Here is an 18,211-nt window from a genome sequence, read left to right as displayed (position 1 = left end):
TTATCAGACCGCCGCGCCTACACCTCAGCTTCTGGGCTTGAGGTTTTCCGGATCGTAGAGCGGCTTGTAGCCGACGGCGGCGATCTCGACCGGGAAGCTCTCGTTGAAGTATTCAACCGTCAGCGTCCGGCCAACCTCGCAATGTGACTGCGGGATATAGGCCAGCGCGATATTCTTGCCGATGGTCGGGCCATAGGCAATCGAGGTCGTGTAGGACCGCCGGCCGAGGTCGTCGATCAGCACCGCGCCCGTTTCCGGATCGATGACCGGCAGCGAGCCCACGGGGTAGCGCTTCACGCCGCTCGCATCGGTGTTGTCGATCATGACCAGGGTGCAGAGCATGGCCGGCTGATGCGCGCGCGCCTTGTATTCGAGGTGCTTCGCCTTGCCCCGGAAATCGGCTTCCTTGACCTTGGGGCGGGCAAGATCCGCCTCGATCAGATTGTATTGGGTCAAGAGGTCGCCGTTCTGCAGGCGCAGGCTCTTTTCCATCCGGCGCGAGTTGGCATAGGTCTCGACGCCGAATGCCATGACACCTGTCGCACGCAGCGCATCCCAGACGGCAAGGCCGTCCTCGTATGTCATATGCAGTTCCCAACCCTGCTCGCCGACATAGGAAATGCGGAAGGCCGTGACGGTAACGCCTGCGATCTCGATCGGCTTGATGGCCGCGAAGGCGAAGTTTTCCAGGTCGAGGGCTGACGGGTCCGCCACGACCTTCTTCAGCGTCGCGCGCGCGTTCGGCCCCCAGATGCCGATGGTGGTGAATTTTTCCGAGACGTCGGTGATAACGACGTCGAGCCCGCGGTCTTCCGCCACGCGCTTCATGTAGTGGAAGTCGCGGGGGCCCGCATCCGCGCCGTTGATCAAGCGGCAGCGATCGGCGAGACGGATGACGGTAAAGTCCGCCCGCACCATGCCTTCGTCATCGAGGAAGTGCGTATAGATGCCCTTGCCGATATTGCCGTCGCCGCCGATCTTGGCGGCACAGAGCCATTCGAGCAGATCGACATGGTCGGGGCCCTCGATATCCACCATGTGGAAGTGCGAGAGGTTGACGATGCCGCAATCCTCGCTCATCGCCAGATGCTCGGCATTCGAGACGCGCCAGAAATGGCGATTGTCCCACTCGTTCTCACGCACCGGCACGCGGTCGCCATAAGTTTCCAGCAGGTGCTCGTTGGCCTTGTAGCCGTGGGCGCGCTCCCAGCCACCGAGTTCCATGAAATAGCCGCCGAGTTCCTTTTCGCGCTCATGGAAGGGCGAGCGCTTAGCGCCGCGGCCAGAGGCGTAGGGTTCGCGTGGATGGATCGCCGGGAAGTAGATCTTCTGCGCCGCCTCGTAGCTGCGGCCTTCGATGAACGCTTCCGTCAGCTGGTGCGGGTAGAAGCGCGCATAGTCGATGGAGTTGTGGTCGATCTCGGTCCGTCCGTCCGTCATCCAGTCGGCGATCAGCTTGCCGTAGCCCGGGCCGTCCTTGACCCATATGGCAACGCAGTACCAGAGACCGCGCACCTTCTGGCTTTCGCCACAGGACGGGCCGCCGGCGGCCGAGACCTGCAGCAGACCGTTGAACGAGTGGCCCTCATTGTAGCCGAGTTCCCCGAGGATCGGCGTCAGCTCCATCGCCCGTTCCAGGGGCTCGAGGATCTGCTCCATGTCGAGATCACGCTGCGAGGGCGACAGGCGCGCCTCGTGCTTTTCCAGGATCTCGCGCGGGTGGCAGAGGCGCGGGTTTTCCGCCTCGTAGTAGCCCCACTCGATCTGCCCGCCTTCGGTCGTGTTCGGATCGCCGGTGTCGCGCATATAGGCCGAGTTGCCCTGGTCGCGCAGCAGCGGATAGCCGATTTCCTTGCCGGTGCCGGCGAATTCGTTATAGGGGCCGAAGAAGGTCAGCGGATGATCGACCGGCATGACAGGCAGATCCTCGCCGACCATTTCCGCAATCAGGCGTCCCCAGATGCCCGCGCAGACGATGACGTGGTCGGCCAGAATCGTACCGCGATGCGTGACGACGCCCTTGATGCGGCCCTTCTCGACGATCAGCGAGGTCGCCGGCGTATTGCCGAAGATCTTCAGCTTGCCGGATTTTTCGGCGGCATCGATCAGCTTGCCGGCAACGGTCTGCGAGCGCGGAATAACGAGACCGGCATCCGGATCGAACAGGCCGCCCTGCACCTGATCTTCCTCGATCAGCGGGAACATCTGCTTGATCTCGGTGGGGCTGACATAATGCGCGCGCGTGCCGAAGGCCTTGGCGGAAGACAGCTTGCGCTTGATCTCCTCCATCCAGCCATCATCGCCGGTGCGGGCCACTTCCAGACCGCCGATGCGGGCGTAGTGGCCCATCTTCTCATAGAAATCGATCGAATATTGTGTCGTCCAGACCGACAGGTAATCATGGCTGGTCGTGTAGCAGAAGTCCGAGGCATGCGCCGTCGAGCCGATATCTGTGGGGATGCCGGACTTGTCGATCCCGACGATATCGTCCCAGCCGCGCTCTATCAGGTGATGCGCAATGGAGGCGCCGACGATGCCGCCCAGCCCGATGATGACGACCTTTGCTCTGCTTGGAAACTCTGCCATTGCCTGCCTCGTATCTTCGATATCGGGTGATTGTAGAGCCTGCGCCGCATAACGCCTGATCTGAAAGCGACAAGGACTGGCCGCGATCACGGTCGTGCCGGGAGCAAATCCGACATGAAGGCTCCAATGAAAGCATATAATTGATAAACGGGCGCTTTATGAGAAACCTTTGTTCACGCCGCGCGTTCCGAAGCGAATTTTCCGAACCGACTTCACGTCCAACATAGGACCTCCTTGATGAATACAATGGCGGCAAGCGCACACGTGGCGCCTGTAGAACCCCGGTCGCGGTCGGTCAAAGCCCTCAGCGCCGTTAACTTCTTCCTTGCCGACGTCCGTGACGGGCTCGGACCCTTCCTCGGCATCTTCCTGATCGGTCAGGGCTGGAGCACGGCAACCATCGGCGTCGTCATGACGATCGGCGGCATTGCGGGCATGTTGGCGACCACGCCGCTAGGCGCTCTTGCGGATGCCTCCAAGGCCAAGCGCTTCATGGTCGGCTTCTGCGCGGCGCTCGTCATCGTGGCATCGCTTGCCATCCTGTTTGTCCCCACCGTGACGTTTGTGGCGGCATCGCAGATAGCAACCGGCATCGCCGGTGCCGCCATCGGCCCGGCCGTCGCCGGCCTGACGCTCGGCCTCGTGGGGCAGAAGGGACTAGCCCCGCAGCTCGGGAGAAACGAGGCCTGGAACCACGGCGGCAACGTCTTTGCCGCCGCCGGTGCCGGTTTCTTCGGTTACGAGTTCGGCCTCACCGCCGTCTTCATCCTCATGACGGCCATGGCCGTCGGGTCGATCATCGCCGTCATGATGATCAAGCCTGAGGATATCGACCACGATGCCGCGCGCGGCATCGAGAAGAAGGATGGCAAAGACGCAGAGGCGCCTTCGGGCTTCAGCGTGTTGTGGAAGTCCACACCGCTGCTGATCCTCGCAGCCACGCTCATGCTGTTCCACTTCGGCAACGGCGCCATGCTTCCCCTGCTCGGACAGCAGGTGGCAACACAGGCAGCAAGCTCCGGCGTGCCCACGGATGACGGCACGGCGGGAGCCACAGCCACCGGTCAGGACGCCGGCACTACGACCACACTGCCACCCGGACAGAGCAAGCCTGGACAGCCCGCGGCGCAACCGGTCGGTCAGCATTCGTCGCTCCAAAGCCTGCTCTCGGATCCCGTCTCCTATACAGCTGCGACCGTCATTATCGCCCAGCTGACGATGATCCCGATCGCGCTTCTCGCGGCCGGTTTCGCCGGACGGCGCGGCTACTTCCTGCTTCTCGTCGCAGCCCTTGTCGCACTGCCGGTTCGCGGGCTGATCGCTGGCCTGTGGCCGAGCCCCTATGCCCTTATCCCGGTGCAGATGCTGGATGGCGTCGGTGCCGGCCTTCTCGGTGTCGCGGTGCCTGGTCTCGTCGCACGGATGCTCAAGGGCACTGGCCATATCAATGCCGGTCTCGGCGCGGTGATGACGGTGCAGGGCATCGGCGCGTCGCTCAGCCCCGCGATCGCCGGCGTCATCGTCTCGCATTTCGGCTTTTCGGCCGCCTACCTCACCCTTGCAGGCTTCGCCGTCTGCGGGCTGGTTATCTGGCTCGTGTCGATGAAAAAGGTGGCAGCGGCCTGCGCCAGCGACTGAACGGCACGCCCTGAGCGCTCTTGTCGGCCGGCAGGGCGCTCAATATTTACGCCGCTGGGGCACACCACCACCGCCCATGCCACGCCTCGCAAGGTAAAGCTCGATCGCGGCCCGCGTGAGGAACGAGGCGAGACCGACGAAGATCGCGACGATGCGGATTCGCGTCTCGTCCCGATCGACCTCCGATTGCCGTGCCGACAGCAGTGCCTTCTCGCTTTCGGTAATGGACCCGATCACGCGCCGGATCCCGTCCATCGTGGCGCGCTCCATCATCGAGATCTCCTGCTTCCGCGCAGCTTCGAAACCGTTGGTATCGTGGACCTCGATTGCCTGCCTGAGCTCGCCGAGCTTGTCGTCGATCATCCCGTTGAGCGTTGCCACCCGCGTGATCTGCTCGGCATTGTCGGAAATATGCGCCTTCAGCGTACCCCGAAGGTCCGAAAGTCGCGTCAATGCTTTGTCGTAGGGGTCGAGATAGCGACGATCGCCGCTGAGCAGGTAGCCACGCTGGCCTGTTTCTGCATCGTCCAGCCCGATCAGCACATCCTTGGTCGTGTCGATCGCTTTATAGGTGTGGACGACCAGATCCTGGTGATCGCTGAGCAACATATGCGTCCAGCTCGTTGCGACCACGCCCGCAGCAATGACAATACCGACCGGGATCGACCGCAACAGAACCGGTGTCGTCAGATAGGTGCTCCGCAGGCCGCGCCAGGAGAGGTCCACCATTCTCGATCTCCCAATCGCCTTCCGGGCATAATGCCAGATGCGTCCCAGTAAACTGCAAACCGTTCGTAGACCACGGAGGTGACGTCCCAACGAGAAGGCATCTCGCGCCTGTTGCTAACGCACGAACATCCCGCAGCGCAAATTGGGGCGACTGTCTGGGGTGTCAAGTTGCATTTACAAATTCCGTCCTCACGACCAACGCTTTTGCCTTGAGAATGACGTGTCATTTTCGGGCACGTGCGATGCGGAGGACCATTTTGGATTTTCCGGTGTTGTACAACCCTTGCAGCCATACTGCTTGGCGATCGCCTTTGATGAAACCGTGGGAAGCCGGTTATCCTATCCACGATGAAAGTATCTGGCCGCACGCCAAGGAGCGACCAGATATAGGGGTGTTCTCGAGGATTACCTTCGCTCGAACCGGTAAGAACCTGATATTGTCAGAAATCAAACGATGCGGATAACATGAAGGCGCGGGGTGCACCGGCCGAGAGGAAGCCGCGTGCCGACGACGCCCAGTACTTCTCGTCGAGAACGTTCTCGACATTCGCCCGGACTTCGATCGGCTTGCCATTCTCCCGCTCGAAGACATAGCGTGCACCCAGATCGAGACGCGTCCAGTCCTCGACCTTTTGCGTATTCGCCCGATCGTAATACGTGCTGCCACTGTAGAGCACGCGACCTGTCAGCGTCAGATTCTCGACCCACGGGGTATCGTATTCGCCATAGAGACTGACGGTCGTTGTGGGGACGCCGGGAACCCTTTTGCCGTCGAACGTGCCGGCAGCCGTGCTATCAAGCTTGGCATCCATGAACGTCACGCCACCAAGGACGCGGATGCCCTGAAGCGGCTCGCCGAACACCGAAAGTTCGAGACCGCGATTGACCTGCAGGCCATTGACCGAGAAGGTATTCGTCGTCGCGTCGGTAAAGGCACTTTCCTGCCGGATCTCGAACAAGGCTGCTGTCAGCAGGAATGAACCGAAATCGTACTTTACCCCAATTTCCTTCTGATCGTGGACGAAGGGCGGGAAGATCTCGTTTGCATTGGTGACCGTCGCCGGTGCAATCGCACCCTCGGACAGCGCCTCGACATAGTTGGCATAGACCGCAAAATTGTTAGTGACGTTGACGACAGCGGCGACAGCCGGGCTGAACTTCGCTTCCTCATAAAGGTAATTTCTGTCTCCAACCGGAAAAAGCGGATTTCCGGGACGTGTATTGAACCCTCTCGAGCGAATATCCTGATAGCGCCCGCCCACGGTCAAAAGAAAGCGTTCGTCGAGGAAGGACAATGTGTCGGATAGCGCGATGCTTGTCGAAAGAAGATCTGCGAAGGGGACGAGATCGTCCGAGCGGGGGAAATCGCTCGTATCCACCGAGCCGTCGGGCAGATAGACCGGGTTGTAGATGTTCGTGGGATATGCTGGCGGCAATCCCAATGCACGCGGCAGGAAGCTGCCGCGATCGTTTTCATTGAGATTTCGTGCGACCGCGACGTTGACCTGATGACCGACGGGGCCAGTATCGAATTCCGAGCGCAGGCCGATTTCGCCCGAAAATCCCTGAATCTGCTGCGGCTGAATGGCGAGGCTGGATGTCGCATCTCCATTTGCGTTGAGGATCGTGTAGGAGGACGTCAAGAAGTCTTCGCGGTAACGGCTTGCACCACCGGCAGCATAAAGCGTCGTGTTATCAAGCACATCGAACTCTACGCGACCAGAAATCATGTTGTATGTGCTGTCATGATATTCGAACGGGTTGGCCGTATTGATCTTGCCGTTCGGTGCGCGCGGTATCTCTATGCCGGGCACGGCACCGTTGAACAGGGATGTCGGCGCATCGATGTTCTGCGTGGAATGGTTGAGATCGAGCGAGGCGCGGACGCGGTCGCCGCGATAATCCAGGCCGATCGATGCGACGCCGACCTCGTTGTCGTTGTTATCAAGCCGAGAATCGCCATTACGGTAGGAGCCGTTCACGCGAACGCCGAACTCTCCGCCCGGCCCGAAGCGACGACCGACATCGGCATGCGACCATAGTTGCGAGTCGGAGCGATAGCCGGTCGTAAGGCGTGTCAGCGGTTCGTCGGTGGCACGTTTGGGCACGAGATTGATCGTGCCGCCGACCCGGCCGAGGCCACCATTTGCAAACGCCGTCGGCCCCTTGAGGATCTCCACACGCTCGATACCTTCGAGGAAACTGCGCCGGGGATTGGCAATGTAGGGAAGCCCGTCATAGAGCGTATCGAGATTGGTGACCGAGAAACCGCGGATCATGAAAGCATCGCGTTCGCTGAACGCAGGGGCGTCCTGGCGCACGGATGGATCGTTCAGCGTGAGATCGGCAACGGTCCGCGCCTGCTGATCGCGGATCAACTTCGACGTCAGAGACGTAACGCTGAAGGGCGTTTTCAGAACAGGCTGATTGCCCAGAACACCGACACGAGCACCGGAAGAGACCTGCCCGCCGGCATAAGGTGCCGGAGGCTGACCGATAATTCCTGTCGCTGGCGCCTGCTCCCCCGAGCGACCGACGACGACAATCGTTTCAAGCGTCGTGGCCTGTGATGCACCGGAAGAACGTGCGACCTCAGACTGGCGTTTCGCCTGCTCATCTCGCGCTTCCTGCCCTTGCGCCGACCCGGCGGAGATAGCGAGTAGCGATACACTTGTGAGAGCCGCGTTGACCCACCAACGCGACCCACAGCCAATCCAACCTCTTGACATTCCATGCCCCCTGTAACGCGTTTGACGCACGACGCTCTGCATCGTTCTTCGAACTCGGCGCCGATCCATTCGGCTGCCACGACAGAGAGACGATCCAGATCGAGAAATTTTTCTCGAGTTGGCAAGATTGCTGAGTCTACGTCATGGAGAGTGCTCTGGCGCATGCAGGGAAGAGCGGCAGATGCATGTTTTCTGTTCGTGCTGCGCGTGCCAGCGCGGCTAGGGTCCGGACTCACAACCACCAGATGACGGTAGCTGCGAGTGCGATTGCGCCCATGAAGTTTCTGATGTTGCGGTCGAAGCGAGTTGCGATGCGACGCCAGTCCTTAAGGCGACAGAACATACGCTCGATGACGTTGCGCTGCTTGTAGGTGGCCTTGTCGTATTCGTACTGGATTTTGCGGTTCTTGCGCGGCGGGATGACGGCCTGGGTACCACGCTCGTTGAGCCACTCGCGCAGAGCCTGGCTGTCATAACCTTTGTCGGCGACGAGTTCGGCGGCGGGTGGCAGAGCTTCGATACAGAGCCTTGCAACCTTGCAATCGTGGACGTTTCCAGGCGTCAGGAGCAGGACGTGAGGGCGGCCTTTGGTGTCGCAGACTGCATGGAGCTTGGTATTCCGTCCACCTTTGGTGCGGCCGATACCATGAGCCAAGGCCCCCCTTTTCCTCCACCTGCACAGCGGTGGACCTTGATGCAACTGCTGTCGATGAACAGCCGGTCCGGTGCATCATCGGCCCCTGCCAGCGCACTGAAGATGTCCTCCCAGATGCCGCGTTCGGACCACCGGACAAAGCGGTTGTAGAGTGTCTTCTTCGGTCCATAGACATCTGCGCAATCCGCCCAGCGGCCACCACAGCGCAGCGCATGGACAATCCCGCTCAAGACCCGGCGGTCATCAACGCGTGGCTTGCCTCGCACATCTGTCGGTAAAAGCGGCTCTATTCGCTCCCACTGCGCATCGGAAAACCAAAAGAAATCAGACATGAAATCGCCTCCTTGCTCAGGCGATTGAATCACGTCGAAATGTGCAAGGAAACCCAATTATTGGGTCCGGGCCCTAGTCTGCGCCCAATTCTCCAGAAGAAAAATCGAGAATTATAAGTATAATTCGTATCTTGGCGGTTTATACGATAATTCGAAAAACAGTTTATTTCGAAAACGACCAGAATTCCAAGATATAAACTTGCACCTCGCTGAAGCAGCCCCACCTATGCCTTCCATAAGAAGACAATTGGAAACATAAAATGTCCATTCATTGGAACCGTCCGGTCGCTGTTCGGATTGGAAGCGGCATCGCCGATGTCATTCGAGGGCCGGTAGACGCCTTCGAGGCCTTGAACAATCGGTGGCCGGCAGAACACGGAGAGTCCTATTTCGTGGCGAAAGCCCTGTGCAGCGAGGCCGTCGCGACAGCGTCTTCAAACGACACTGTCCGAGACGCTTTCATCGATGCCGCGCAGGATGCCAGACTCCTGATCTGATCGCAGCACCGATCGTGACGCCCTGTTCACAAAGAAGTACGGCATCCCTCTTGAGGATGCCATACGCAGTCCGAAACGGAACCCGGATAACCAGGTTGGTCAAACCGGGCGGCCCATATCCTTAGCGGTTTGACTACGATCTAGGCGGCGCTCGCGGATACGAACTCGGGCTCGCCGGCGGGGCGGAGCGTCTGCGTGAGCAGATGTGCCTCAAGGATCGACAGGATATCGCCATCGACATCCTGTTCGAATTTCCGCGCGAAGAAATCATGGCTTGCCTTCAAAGCCGCAGCATCCTTGCGAACATAGGTCCTCGGACGCAACTTGATGTCGCCGTCCGCCACCCAATCGATCATCCGCAGGTCGTCGTTGACGATCTCGCCGTGCACAGGGGTGTTCATCATGACCGTCTGGAAAAAGCCCTCGTCGGCAATGAAGGTGTTGCGGTAGAAGTCCTTATAGGGATCGGCCCGACCGTCATTGCAGACGAAGTCGCAGAAGGCTCGGCTGACGATCATCCACTGGTTTCCGATATACGGCGTCGCACCGTCGATGAAGGGCCGCATCTTCAGCGTTTGTTCGATCTGGCCACCCCTCTCGATGACGAACTCCCCGATGCGACGCATCGTGTCGGGACGCACTTTCTTCTGATCGAGAACCTTGATGTATTCGCGGTCTGGATGCGCGCGCAGGTGAGCCATGATGTGCGACTGGGTTTTCAGGGGGAAGTCCTGGCCGCTCAGATTGATGAAGTGGCTCCAGTTTCGATCCATCGCCAGGAGGTGCTGCATCCCGCGAAGTTCGGCTTCGACAAGACTGTACCCTCCACACAAGGCTGCATGTCCCTCCATGACCTCTGCGTTCGGATACTGCTGCAGAAAGCCGCGGATCTCGGTCTCCAGCGCTGCGCCGGAGTTTTTATCGACATGCACCACATAACTGTTGCGAGGATCGTATATGGCCTTGAAAAGACGTTTGAACTGGTCAGGAAAGCGATGAACGAGGATCAGATATCCGATCATCGCAGAACACCGGGCGTGCAGCTGGAAAACGCCGATCGCGAAGCCTGTGGCCTGTCGCATGTCATGGAAGACGCGCCATTGCGAATAGTCGTCATGATAGATCCTTTCTGGACGAGTGACCAAGGGTCACGGGAGATGGGCTGCACCGCCGCGGATGGTCCGGGCGCTGGCGCATCGATGTTGGCATGGGTTGGTTTTGCAGAGATCCGGACCGAAACGGCCAAGCCTCGTCACCTCGGCGAATGGGTGCACCGATGCTATCGAACAGATGTCGATGACGGCCGCCGTGGGTTATCGGCGGCCGGCGGGTACATCACAGTGTCTTGCTGATCTCGATCTGGCAGGATCTGGCCAGATCCCTGTTCGGTTGGTCAGTGCCCAGCGGCGTCGCCCAGCCGGCCTTTTCGACGATACCATCTCTCGCATAACTTCCGGCAGCCTTCAGTTCGGTCATGACGGCGGCGGAGAGCGGATCAGCCTTGGATTTTTCGACGCAATACGGGGTCAGGGCTGTCGCGACACCGAACGACGTCTCTGTCGCAGAGTTCTTGCGCGACGTACCGCCGGTGACCCAGCCACCCCACGTAAAGCCGATGACGGCCATGGCGACAGCACCGACGACCGCGCCGTTGAGCGCGGGCTTCGTCCAGATGGGAATATTCAAGGTGGATCCAATTCAAGGATGACCGGTGGCCGCAAGATTGCATGCCGGAATAATACCGTTAGCACCAAGCAAGCATTTCTCGGCATGAATTCGGACGGTGATAATATTCGGGATAAAAGCTTCGCATCGAGCGGAGCTTCAAAGAGAGCTCTCGTGCTTGAAATCATGGCGGGCACCAACCCCGATACAAGCGAATGCATAACGTCCCGTTCAAGACATCTTGAGTGATCCAGGATCAATTCTGAAGGTGGTCGTTCGAGCGTTCAATCGACAGGAAGAATTCGTTCCGACGCCACCACCTTGGACAGTCGGCTCGAACAGCATTGCTGTGGAATGTGCCATGTCGCTCCCCGTGAAAGAAGAGGTTCGCCTAGACCCTTTTACCCCCTGCCCGCCATCCGAACAGCACGGCAGCGCGATCCGCGAGATCGCGGGCGATCGGCATCGCCGATGTTGCGGCGGGAGACGGAGCGTTGCAGACATGGATGGTTTTGCGGGTTTCGCGGATCAGGAAATCATGGACGAGGCTGCCGTCGGCGAGAACCGCCTGCGCGCGGATGCCGGGCCGGTAGGGCTTGAGGTCATCGAGCTGCAATTCCGGGCAGTATCTCCTGCAAAGCGCGAGGTAGCGGCGCTTGCTGAGCGAATTGCCCATTTCCGACAGGCCGGATCGAAGATTGTTGCGCACCAGGCGACGAAAACCGGGATAGGCGATCATCTCTTTGAGGTCGCGGACGTTGACATCGGAAAACCGGTAGCCCTCCCGCGCGAAGGCGAAAACCGCATTCGGCCCCACCGTCACATAGCCGCCGATCATCTTCGTGAGGTGGACGCCCAGAAACGGCAGCGCGGGGTCCGGGATCGGGTAGATCAGATGGTTGACAATGCGGTCCTTGTCGGCACCCAACCGGTAATACTCACCACGGAAAGGCACAATGCGGAAGTCGAGTTCGAGGCCACAAAGCCGGGCCAGCCTGTCGGCCATGATGCCGGCGCAGGCGATGACGTGCCGGGCGCGAATCTCTTCCTGCGGAAACTGGATACGAACGCCATCTGCCTCCTCGCGCAAGGTCTCCACGCTAGCGCCGGTGCGGATTTCGACGCCTCTGTCGATGAGGATTCCGGCCATCGTACGGGCGATCAGACCGTAATCGACAATGCCGCTGGTCGGCACGAACAGCGCCCCGACGCCGCGGATATGCGGTTCGCGCCGGACAAGCTCCGCGGCGTCCAGCCGTTCCACCGGCAGGCCGTTCTGTCGGCATCGGTCCTCCAGCGCGGCAAGACGCGGCATCTCGTCAGGGGCGGTCGCCACGAGCATCTTTCCGCACTGCTCGAACGGAATGCCATGCTCGCGGCAGAAATCGATCGTCGCCTCGACGCCTTCCTTGCAGAAACGCGCCTTCAGGCTTCCCGGTTGATAATAGACCCCCGCGTGGATGACGCCGCTGTTGCGCCCGGTCTGGTGGGTCGCAACCTCGACCTCCTTTTCCAGCACGACGACGGAAAGCCCGGGCCAGCGGGTCGATATTTCCAGCGCCGTGGAAATCCCGACGATGCCGCCGCCGATGATGGCAAGATCATAAGACACCGATGCTGTCCCCGCTCCTCACTATCGCATCCTCGGGAGGATGCACCGACGGAGATCACGGATCCAGCGGTGCATCGCGCAACAGATCGAACATCAGCTTGAAGAAGCGGTCGCTGTCCACCTCATAGGCGATCCGCGCATTGTCGGGCTCACCGCGTTCCTTCCAGAAATCGGCGACCGTCGCGCCGAAGGCAAAGGTGCCGTCGAGATCGACGCCGATATGGGCGGGCCTGGTGCGCACCAGCGTCGGGTCGATCACCAGCGCCAGCGCCAGGGGATCGTGCATCGCGCCGCCGACGCCCATGGAGTTGCGATGCAGCTTCTCGTAGAAGCGCAGCCAGTCCATGACGAGCCTGCCGAGTTCGGTGTCGATGGTCGCAAGCTCCGCATATTGCTCCGCTTCGACCAGAACCTGCATGGTCACATCCAGCCCGACCATGGTGACGGGCACGCCGCTGTCGAGCACAAGCCGGACAGCTTCGGGATCGCAGAAGGCGTTGAATTCGGTGGGCGTGATGATCTCGCTCTTGCGATAGAACACGCCGCCCATCCAGATCAGCTCCTTGATCTTCGGCAGCACCTCCGGATGCTTGAGAACAAGGAGGCCGATATTGCTCAGCGGCCCGGTCGCCACCACGATGATCGGCTCTGGCGCCGCCGCAAGCCGTTCGGCGAGGAAATCGACGGCATGTTGCGCCAGGGGTTCGCGTTGCGGCATGGGCAGGTAGGGAGAACCCTCGAGACCGCTCGGGCCATCTGCCGTTCCCAGCACCAGCGGACGGGCGAGCGGGCGAATGCAGCCGGCCGCAACCGGCACGTCACCCGCACCGATGAAGTCGAGGATGCGAATGGCGTTCGAGGTGGTCTTGTCGAGTTCGGCATTGCCGCAGGTGGTGGTCACGCCCAGAAGTTCGATATCGGGCGAGCGGTGCGCCATGACGAGGGCGATGGCGTCGTCGTGGCCGGGGTCGCAGTCGTAGAGGATGGGTGTCGGCATCGGAAACGGTCCTTCAGGCTGCAGTGCCAAGATCGCCGGCGCGGGCGTAGCGCGCCATGGTGGTCTTGAAGATCGAAAGGAAACGGCGGCCATCGAGGCCGGTGGCAATGCGGGTCGTCTTCGGGCCGTCACCGCCGGGCAGGATCTGGTGGCCGCGATAGGCCACCACCTGCCCCCGCGCCACGCCCTTATCGATGACGACATCGGCAAAGAGCGGCGCCGTCGTCGTCACGAGATCCGGCGCGAAGGCCAGCGCGACAGTAATGACATCATCCATGGGAAATCCGACCAGCCCGAAGAACTCGCGCCAGATATCGATGTAGATCGGAAACACCTCTCCGATCATATCCACAACGGCATTGTCCGCCCCGATCGAGGCCATGTCCGCGATGTCGTCGCGCGTCAGCATGCTGTCGGCCACGCGGTTGTCCTCGCAGATATCGAGCGGCACGAGGATCTTGTCGACATCGGCGTTGAGCACGATGCGCGACGCCTCCGGATCCGCCCAGATATTGTACTCCGACAGCGGCGTCATGTTGCCGGGCGTGGTGAAGTTGCCGCCGAGCACCAGCATGTTCTTCAGAAGCGACGGCAACGCCGGTTCCTGCAGGATCGCGAGCGCTGCATTGGTCGTCGGCCCCGTCGTCACCAGCGTAATCTCGCCCGGGTTGGCCTTTGCCATGTCGATGATGAAATCCACCGCATGGCCGGGGTTTGCCTTGCGGCGGGGCTCGGGCGCCGGAGGATTGAAGGTCTTCAGCCGATCGCCGAAGCGGGCCGTCAGCCGTTTTTCGAAATGGACGGGCGCTTCCATGGCCGCCTTGGCATGGCCGACGATCGGCCGCCAGGCGCCGGCATGCACCGGAATATCGTCACGACCGGCCAGCGACAGCGTGTTCAGCACGACGTCGGTGACCTGTTTGATCGGGCCGGCGGCGCCGGTGACGGTCGTCACGCCCTCCAGCTTGATGTCCGGATGGGCGGCGGCGAACAGCACGGCGAGAATGTCGTCGCCGGCGGAATCCACGTCGAGGATGATGCGCTGCATGGGAAGCCTTCGAGGTCTCGGGTTTTCAGGAACGGGGAAGCGGCGCGTCGCGGCCAGCTTCCCCCGAGGGATAGACGGACAAAGCGCGGCGAATGGTCTCGACCGTCTCGCGGATGCGCTTTGGCCGTGCGCGCCAGGAGAGCGCGAACAGGGCGACGAGCGCCACGGCATATGGCACGGCCAGAACCAGATAGGACGGGAAGCCGAAGGTCTGGAGCCGGAGCGAGAAGGCATCGGCGAAGCCGAACAGCAGGCAGCCGGCCAGCACTTTCAGCGGGTCGCCGCCCGAGAAGATCAGGATCGCGACCGCCATGAATCCGCGCCCGGAGGACATGTTCTCGGTGAACATCGTGATGTAGCCGAGCGACATGTGGGCGCCGGCCAGTCCGGCAAAAAGGCCGCAGAGCAGCGATGCCGCGTAGCGAATCCGCACGATCGAGATGCCGAGCGCCTCGGCTGCCTCCGGCTTCTCACCGACCACGCGGATGTAAAGGCCGAGCCGGGTGCGGTTGTAGAAGAGGATGAGGAGCGGCACGGCGAAGAAGGCGACGTAGACAAGTGGCGTGTAACCGGAGATCAGCTGCGCGGTCGAGGGTCCGAGCAGATCGCGCGCGCCGGGGATCTGCACCTTGGGCAGGCCGACGATGCCGCGCCCAACCACGGAGCCGCGCGTCCCGAAGATCGCCTTCAGGAGAGACACGGTCATACCGCCGGCAAGGATGTTGAGCGCCAACCCCACAACAACCTCGTTTGCCCGGAAGCTTACGACGAGGACGGCATAGATGAGGGCGAAGACGAGGGCCGCGGCAACGCCGATAACCATGCCGCCCACCGACGAGCCCGTCCAGATCGAGCCGACGACGGCGAAGAAAGCGGCGATCAGCATCTGGCCTTCCAGCCCGATGTTGAAGATCCCAGCCTTGGTGGTGAACGAGCCGCCCAGCGCCACCAGCAGGATCGGCGTCGTGGTGCGGATCATCGCGACCAGCAAAGCGACGTTGAACAGGTTGCTCAGAATTTCCATCGGCGCTCTCCCGTGCGGTCGCCGCGTCGGCGCATCATGAGATCGGCGGAAACCGCCAGGATGATCAGCGCCTGGATGACCGTGATGATTTCGCGCGAGGCTGTCGTATCCACCTCGAGCAGCAGGGAACCAGCACGCAGCGCGCCGAAGAACAGCGCCGTGAAGATGGTACCGATGGGCGAGCCGTTGGCGAGCAGGGCCGCGATGAGCCCGTCGAAGCCGAAGCCGGGCGCAAAGCCTTCCATGAACCGGTGATGCACACCGAGCGTCTCGACACCACCGGCAAGGCCGCCCACGGCCCCGGAAACAAGGAGGACGCCGAAGCCGACGCGGCGCACGCTGACACCGCCATATTCCGCGAACTTGGGCGCGGAGCCGACCATGGTCACGGCATAGCCGGCGGAGGTCCAGCGGAAGAAGGCGGCGACGCCGACGGCGAGCGCCAGGCCGATGAGAAGGCCGATGTTGAGCCGCGAGAAGGAGAAGAGTTCCGGCAGGTAGGCGCTCGTCAGGATCGGCGGCGTTTCCGACCATCCGCCTGGGCGCTTGAACAGGAAGATGGTGAGATAGGAGGTGAGCAGTGTCGCGATGTAATTGGCCAAAATCGTGGACACCACCTCGTTGGTGCCGAAGCGCACGCGGAAGAAGGCGGGAATCGCGATCCAGAGCGCACCAGCGACCACCGCCAGCGTCATCGCGGCAAGCACGTGCAGCACGGGCGGCAGTGCGAAGGCGAACCCCACCCAGGCGGCGGCGAACCCGCCGAGAAAGAGCTGTCCTTCGATGCCGACATTAAACATGCCGCCGCGAAGGGCGATGCAGGCCGCGATGCCGCAGATGAGAATCGGCGTCGTCTGCAGCAGGGTGCTGGCGATCTTCTCCGCATCGCCAAAGGCACCGCGCATCAGCGTCATGAAGACGGCGACCGGGCTTTCGTCGATCATGAGAATGATGATGGCACCCAGCGCGAGCGCGATGGCGAAGGCGAGCGCCTGGCCCGCCAGCGTTCGCGCCAGCCCTTTTGAGAAGAGCCTAGGGAAGAGCAGGCGGTTCGTCATGAGGCCTCCGTCAGGTCTGCCGGGTCGATCCCGGCCATCATCAGTCCGATTGCGTCTTCGTCCATTTCGGCACCATCGACCGCGCCCATGATCCGGCCGTCGAACATCACGAGAATCCGGTCGGCCAGCGCCTTCAGCTCGTCGAGCTGGGTGGAGATCAGAAGGATCGCGCGGCCATCGGCCCGCTGGCGCATGATCTCGTCGTGGATCGCCTCCTGTGCGCCGATATCGACGCCGCCGGTCGGCTGGTCGATGAGAAGCATATCGCCGCCGGCGGTGAACTCCCGGGCCAGCACGACCTTCTGGATGTTGCCGCCGGACAGGCTGCGCGCCGGATCCTTCGGCCCGCGGGCGCGGATGTCGAAACGCTGGATCAGCGCGCGCATCGCGCCATGCACCGCCGTCCAGTCAATCACGCCGAGGCGGGCGAATGGCTCTTTGTTCTGGCGCCCCATCAGCATGTTGGCCGACAGCGACGCATTCCGATCGACACCGCGCACCATGCGGTCGCCCGGGACATGGGCAAGCCCGCGGTTGCGGATCTCGGCCGGCGTCCGGTCGAGGATATCGTGGCCGTGGAGCTGCGCGCGGCCGTGGCTGGCAGGCCGAAGCCCAGAGAGAACCTCCGCGAGTTCCGTCTGTCCGTTGCCGGCGACCCCGGCAATGCCGACGATCTCCCCGGCGCGAACGGTGAGATCCACCGACTTCAATGCCGTCAACCGCCGGTCGTCCCGCGCCCAGAGGTCGGTGACCTCAAGCGCCACAGCGCCTTCGTTCCGGGTCCTGGGACGCCGGTCGAAACTGACGTCGCGGCCGACCATGAGACGCACAAGCTCCCGCTTGGTGAGCGCATTCTTCGGTTTGGTGGCGACGACGCGACCGTCGCGCAGCACCGTAACCGTATCCGACACCGCCATCACCTCCTCGAGATGGTGCGAGATGAAGATCACCGTCATGCCGTCGTCCACGAAGCTGCGCAGCGTCTGGAACAGGTCGCGGCTCTCCTGGGGCGTGAGGACGGCCGTGGGTTCGTCGAGGATGATGGTACGGGCGTTGCGCGCCAGCACCTTCAGGATTTCGATGCGCTGCTCGATGCCGACCGAAAGTCCCGCAACCCGCTCCTGCGGATCGACCCGCAGGCCGAACTTCTCCGAGAGGACGCGGGTGCGCTCCACCTGGGCTGCACGGTCGATGAGCCCGTTCCTGCGGATTTCCATGCCGAGAAAGATATTGTCGGCCACGGTCAGCGACGGCACCAGCTTGAAGTGCTGGTGCACCATGCCGAGCCCCTCGTTGATCGCCACTGCCGGACTGTCGATCAGCATGGTCTTGCCGCCGATCGAGATGCTGCCCGCATCCGGCTGCAGCAGGCCGAACAGGATGTTCATCAGTGTCGTCTTACCGGCGCCGTTTTCGCCGATGATCGCATGGATTTCGCCGCGACGGACGGCGAGATCGATGCCGTCATTGGCGGTGAAGGCGCCGAAGCGCTTGGTGATTCCGGAAAGATCGACGGCAAGGTCCATGAGGCATACCGAGGCAGGAGAAGAAGATACGAGGATTTCATCGAAGAACGACAGCCGGACGGCTAGCGTTGACAGCCGTCAACACGCCTTCGCCGAGCAGACGACGCGAGATTGC

At 61.6% G+C, this 18,211-nt stretch carries 15 protein-coding genes; 3 read left to right on the top strand and 12 right to left on the bottom strand.

Features of this window, described 5'->3' with window-relative positions; translation table 11 throughout:
• Positions 1 to 24: 24 nt before the first annotated feature.
• Positions 25 to 2,586: a GcvT family protein gene (locus tag C8J33_RS16515; protein ID WP_132664953.1), complete on the bottom strand. Its 2,562-nt coding sequence runs from the start codon at positions 2,584 to 2,586 to the stop codon at positions 25 to 27.
• A 264-nt stretch (positions 2,587 to 2,850) separates the two neighbouring features.
• Here C8J33_RS16515 and C8J33_RS16510 point away from each other — a divergent pair, with 264 nt between their 5' ends.
• A complete protein-coding gene (locus tag C8J33_RS16510) occupies positions 2,851 to 4,224 on the top strand; it encodes an MFS transporter (RefSeq protein ID WP_245420114.1) in 1,374 nt (457 codons plus the stop codon).
• Positions 4,225 to 4,263: 39 nt separating this feature from the next.
• On the opposite strand, the gene C8J33_RS16505 is transcribed toward C8J33_RS16510, so the two are convergent.
• The 3 genes from C8J33_RS16505 to C8J33_RS16495 all read right to left on the bottom strand — a co-directional run bounded on the left by C8J33_RS16505 (position 4,264) and on the right by C8J33_RS16495 (position 8,669).
• On the bottom strand, positions 4,264 to 4,953 hold the full coding sequence (locus C8J33_RS16505; protein WP_110801392.1) for a CHASE3 domain-containing protein: 690 nt from the start codon (positions 4,951 to 4,953) through the stop codon (positions 4,264 to 4,266).
• A 440-nt stretch (positions 4,954 to 5,393) separates the two neighbouring features.
• Positions 5,394 to 7,607 carry a TonB-dependent receptor gene (locus tag C8J33_RS16500; protein WP_422038530.1) on the bottom strand — a complete coding sequence of 738 codons (2,214 nt, stop codon included), beginning with the start codon at positions 7,605 to 7,607 and terminating at the stop codon, positions 5,394 to 5,396.
• Positions 7,608 to 7,914: 307 nt separating this feature from the next.
• Positions 7,915 to 8,669 (bottom strand): IS5 family transposase gene (locus C8J33_RS16495; protein WP_422038441.1). Its coding sequence is split into 2 segments (ribosomal slippage): positions 7,915 to 8,325 and positions 8,328 to 8,669, totalling 753 coding nucleotides; the frame shifts between segments, so codons are not numbered across the junction.
• A gap of 260 nt (positions 8,670 to 8,929) precedes the next feature.
• On the opposite strand from C8J33_RS16495, the gene C8J33_RS27940 reads away from it, so the two are divergent.
• On the top strand, positions 8,930 to 9,166 hold the full coding sequence (locus C8J33_RS27940) for a DUF982 domain-containing protein (RefSeq protein WP_110801394.1): 237 nt from the start codon (positions 8,930 to 8,932) through the stop codon (positions 9,164 to 9,166).
• A 140-nt stretch (positions 9,167 to 9,306) separates the two neighbouring features.
• On the opposite strand, the gene C8J33_RS16485 is transcribed toward C8J33_RS27940, so the two are convergent.
• A complete protein-coding gene (locus C8J33_RS16485) occupies positions 9,307 to 10,188 on the bottom strand; it encodes a beta-1,6-N-acetylglucosaminyltransferase (protein ID WP_132664950.1) in 882 nt (293 codons plus the stop codon).
• Between C8J33_RS16485 and C8J33_RS16480 the strand changes: the two genes are divergently transcribed.
• Positions 10,162 to 10,518, top strand: a complete 357-nt coding sequence (locus tag C8J33_RS16480) for a hypothetical protein (RefSeq protein ID WP_132664949.1) — start codon at positions 10,162 to 10,164, stop codon at positions 10,516 to 10,518. The genes C8J33_RS16485 and C8J33_RS16480 overlap by 27 nt on opposite strands.
• Here C8J33_RS16480 and C8J33_RS16475 read toward each other — a convergent pair.
• From C8J33_RS16475 to C8J33_RS16445, 7 genes are all read right to left on the bottom strand, one after another.
• Complete coding sequence (locus tag C8J33_RS16475) at positions 10,502 to 10,852, bottom strand: hypothetical protein (protein WP_245420115.1); 351 nt, start codon at positions 10,850 to 10,852, stop codon at positions 10,502 to 10,504. The two genes, C8J33_RS16480 and C8J33_RS16475, sit on opposite strands and share 17 nt — an antisense overlap.
• 370 nt (positions 10,853 to 11,222) lie before the next feature.
• The gene (gene lhgO / locus C8J33_RS16470) at positions 11,223 to 12,443 is read right to left on the bottom strand and encodes an L-2-hydroxyglutarate oxidase (RefSeq protein ID WP_110801395.1); all 1,221 of its coding nucleotides are present in this window, start codon (positions 12,441 to 12,443) and stop codon (positions 11,223 to 11,225) included.
• Positions 12,444 to 12,498: 55 nt separating this feature from the next.
• Positions 12,499 to 13,440 carry a nucleoside hydrolase gene (locus C8J33_RS16465; protein ID WP_110807756.1) on the bottom strand — a complete coding sequence of 314 codons (942 nt, stop codon included), beginning with the start codon at positions 13,438 to 13,440 and terminating at the stop codon, positions 12,499 to 12,501.
• A gap of 13 nt (positions 13,441 to 13,453) precedes the next feature.
• The gene (locus tag C8J33_RS16460) at positions 13,454 to 14,488 is read right to left on the bottom strand and encodes a nucleoside hydrolase (RefSeq protein WP_110801397.1); all 1,035 of its coding nucleotides are present in this window, start codon (positions 14,486 to 14,488) and stop codon (positions 13,454 to 13,456) included.
• Positions 14,489 to 14,513: 25 nt separating this feature from the next.
• Positions 14,514 to 15,512 carry an ABC transporter permease gene (locus C8J33_RS16455; RefSeq protein ID WP_110801398.1) on the bottom strand — a complete coding sequence of 333 codons (999 nt, stop codon included), beginning with the start codon at positions 15,510 to 15,512 and terminating at the stop codon, positions 14,514 to 14,516.
• Complete coding sequence (locus C8J33_RS16450) at positions 15,500 to 16,570, bottom strand: ABC transporter permease (protein ID WP_110801399.1); 1,071 nt, start codon at positions 16,568 to 16,570, stop codon at positions 15,500 to 15,502. Before C8J33_RS16450 ends, C8J33_RS16455 begins: the two co-directional genes overlap by 13 nt.
• The gene (locus C8J33_RS16445) at positions 16,567 to 18,096 is read right to left on the bottom strand and encodes an ABC transporter ATP-binding protein (protein WP_132664948.1); all 1,530 of its coding nucleotides are present in this window, start codon (positions 18,094 to 18,096) and stop codon (positions 16,567 to 16,569) included. The genes C8J33_RS16450 and C8J33_RS16445 overlap by 4 nt, the downstream gene beginning before the upstream one ends.
• Between the last annotated feature and the right edge of the window lie 115 nt (positions 18,097 to 18,211).

This window comes from Rhizobium sp. PP-CC-3G-465 (genome assembly GCF_004343445.1).
Classification (GTDB): domain Bacteria; phylum Pseudomonadota; class Alphaproteobacteria; order Rhizobiales; family Rhizobiaceae; genus Ferranicluibacter; species Ferranicluibacter rubi.
Note: the sequence above shows the minus strand (reverse complement) of the source record. Positions and strands in the feature narration are given on the sequence as shown.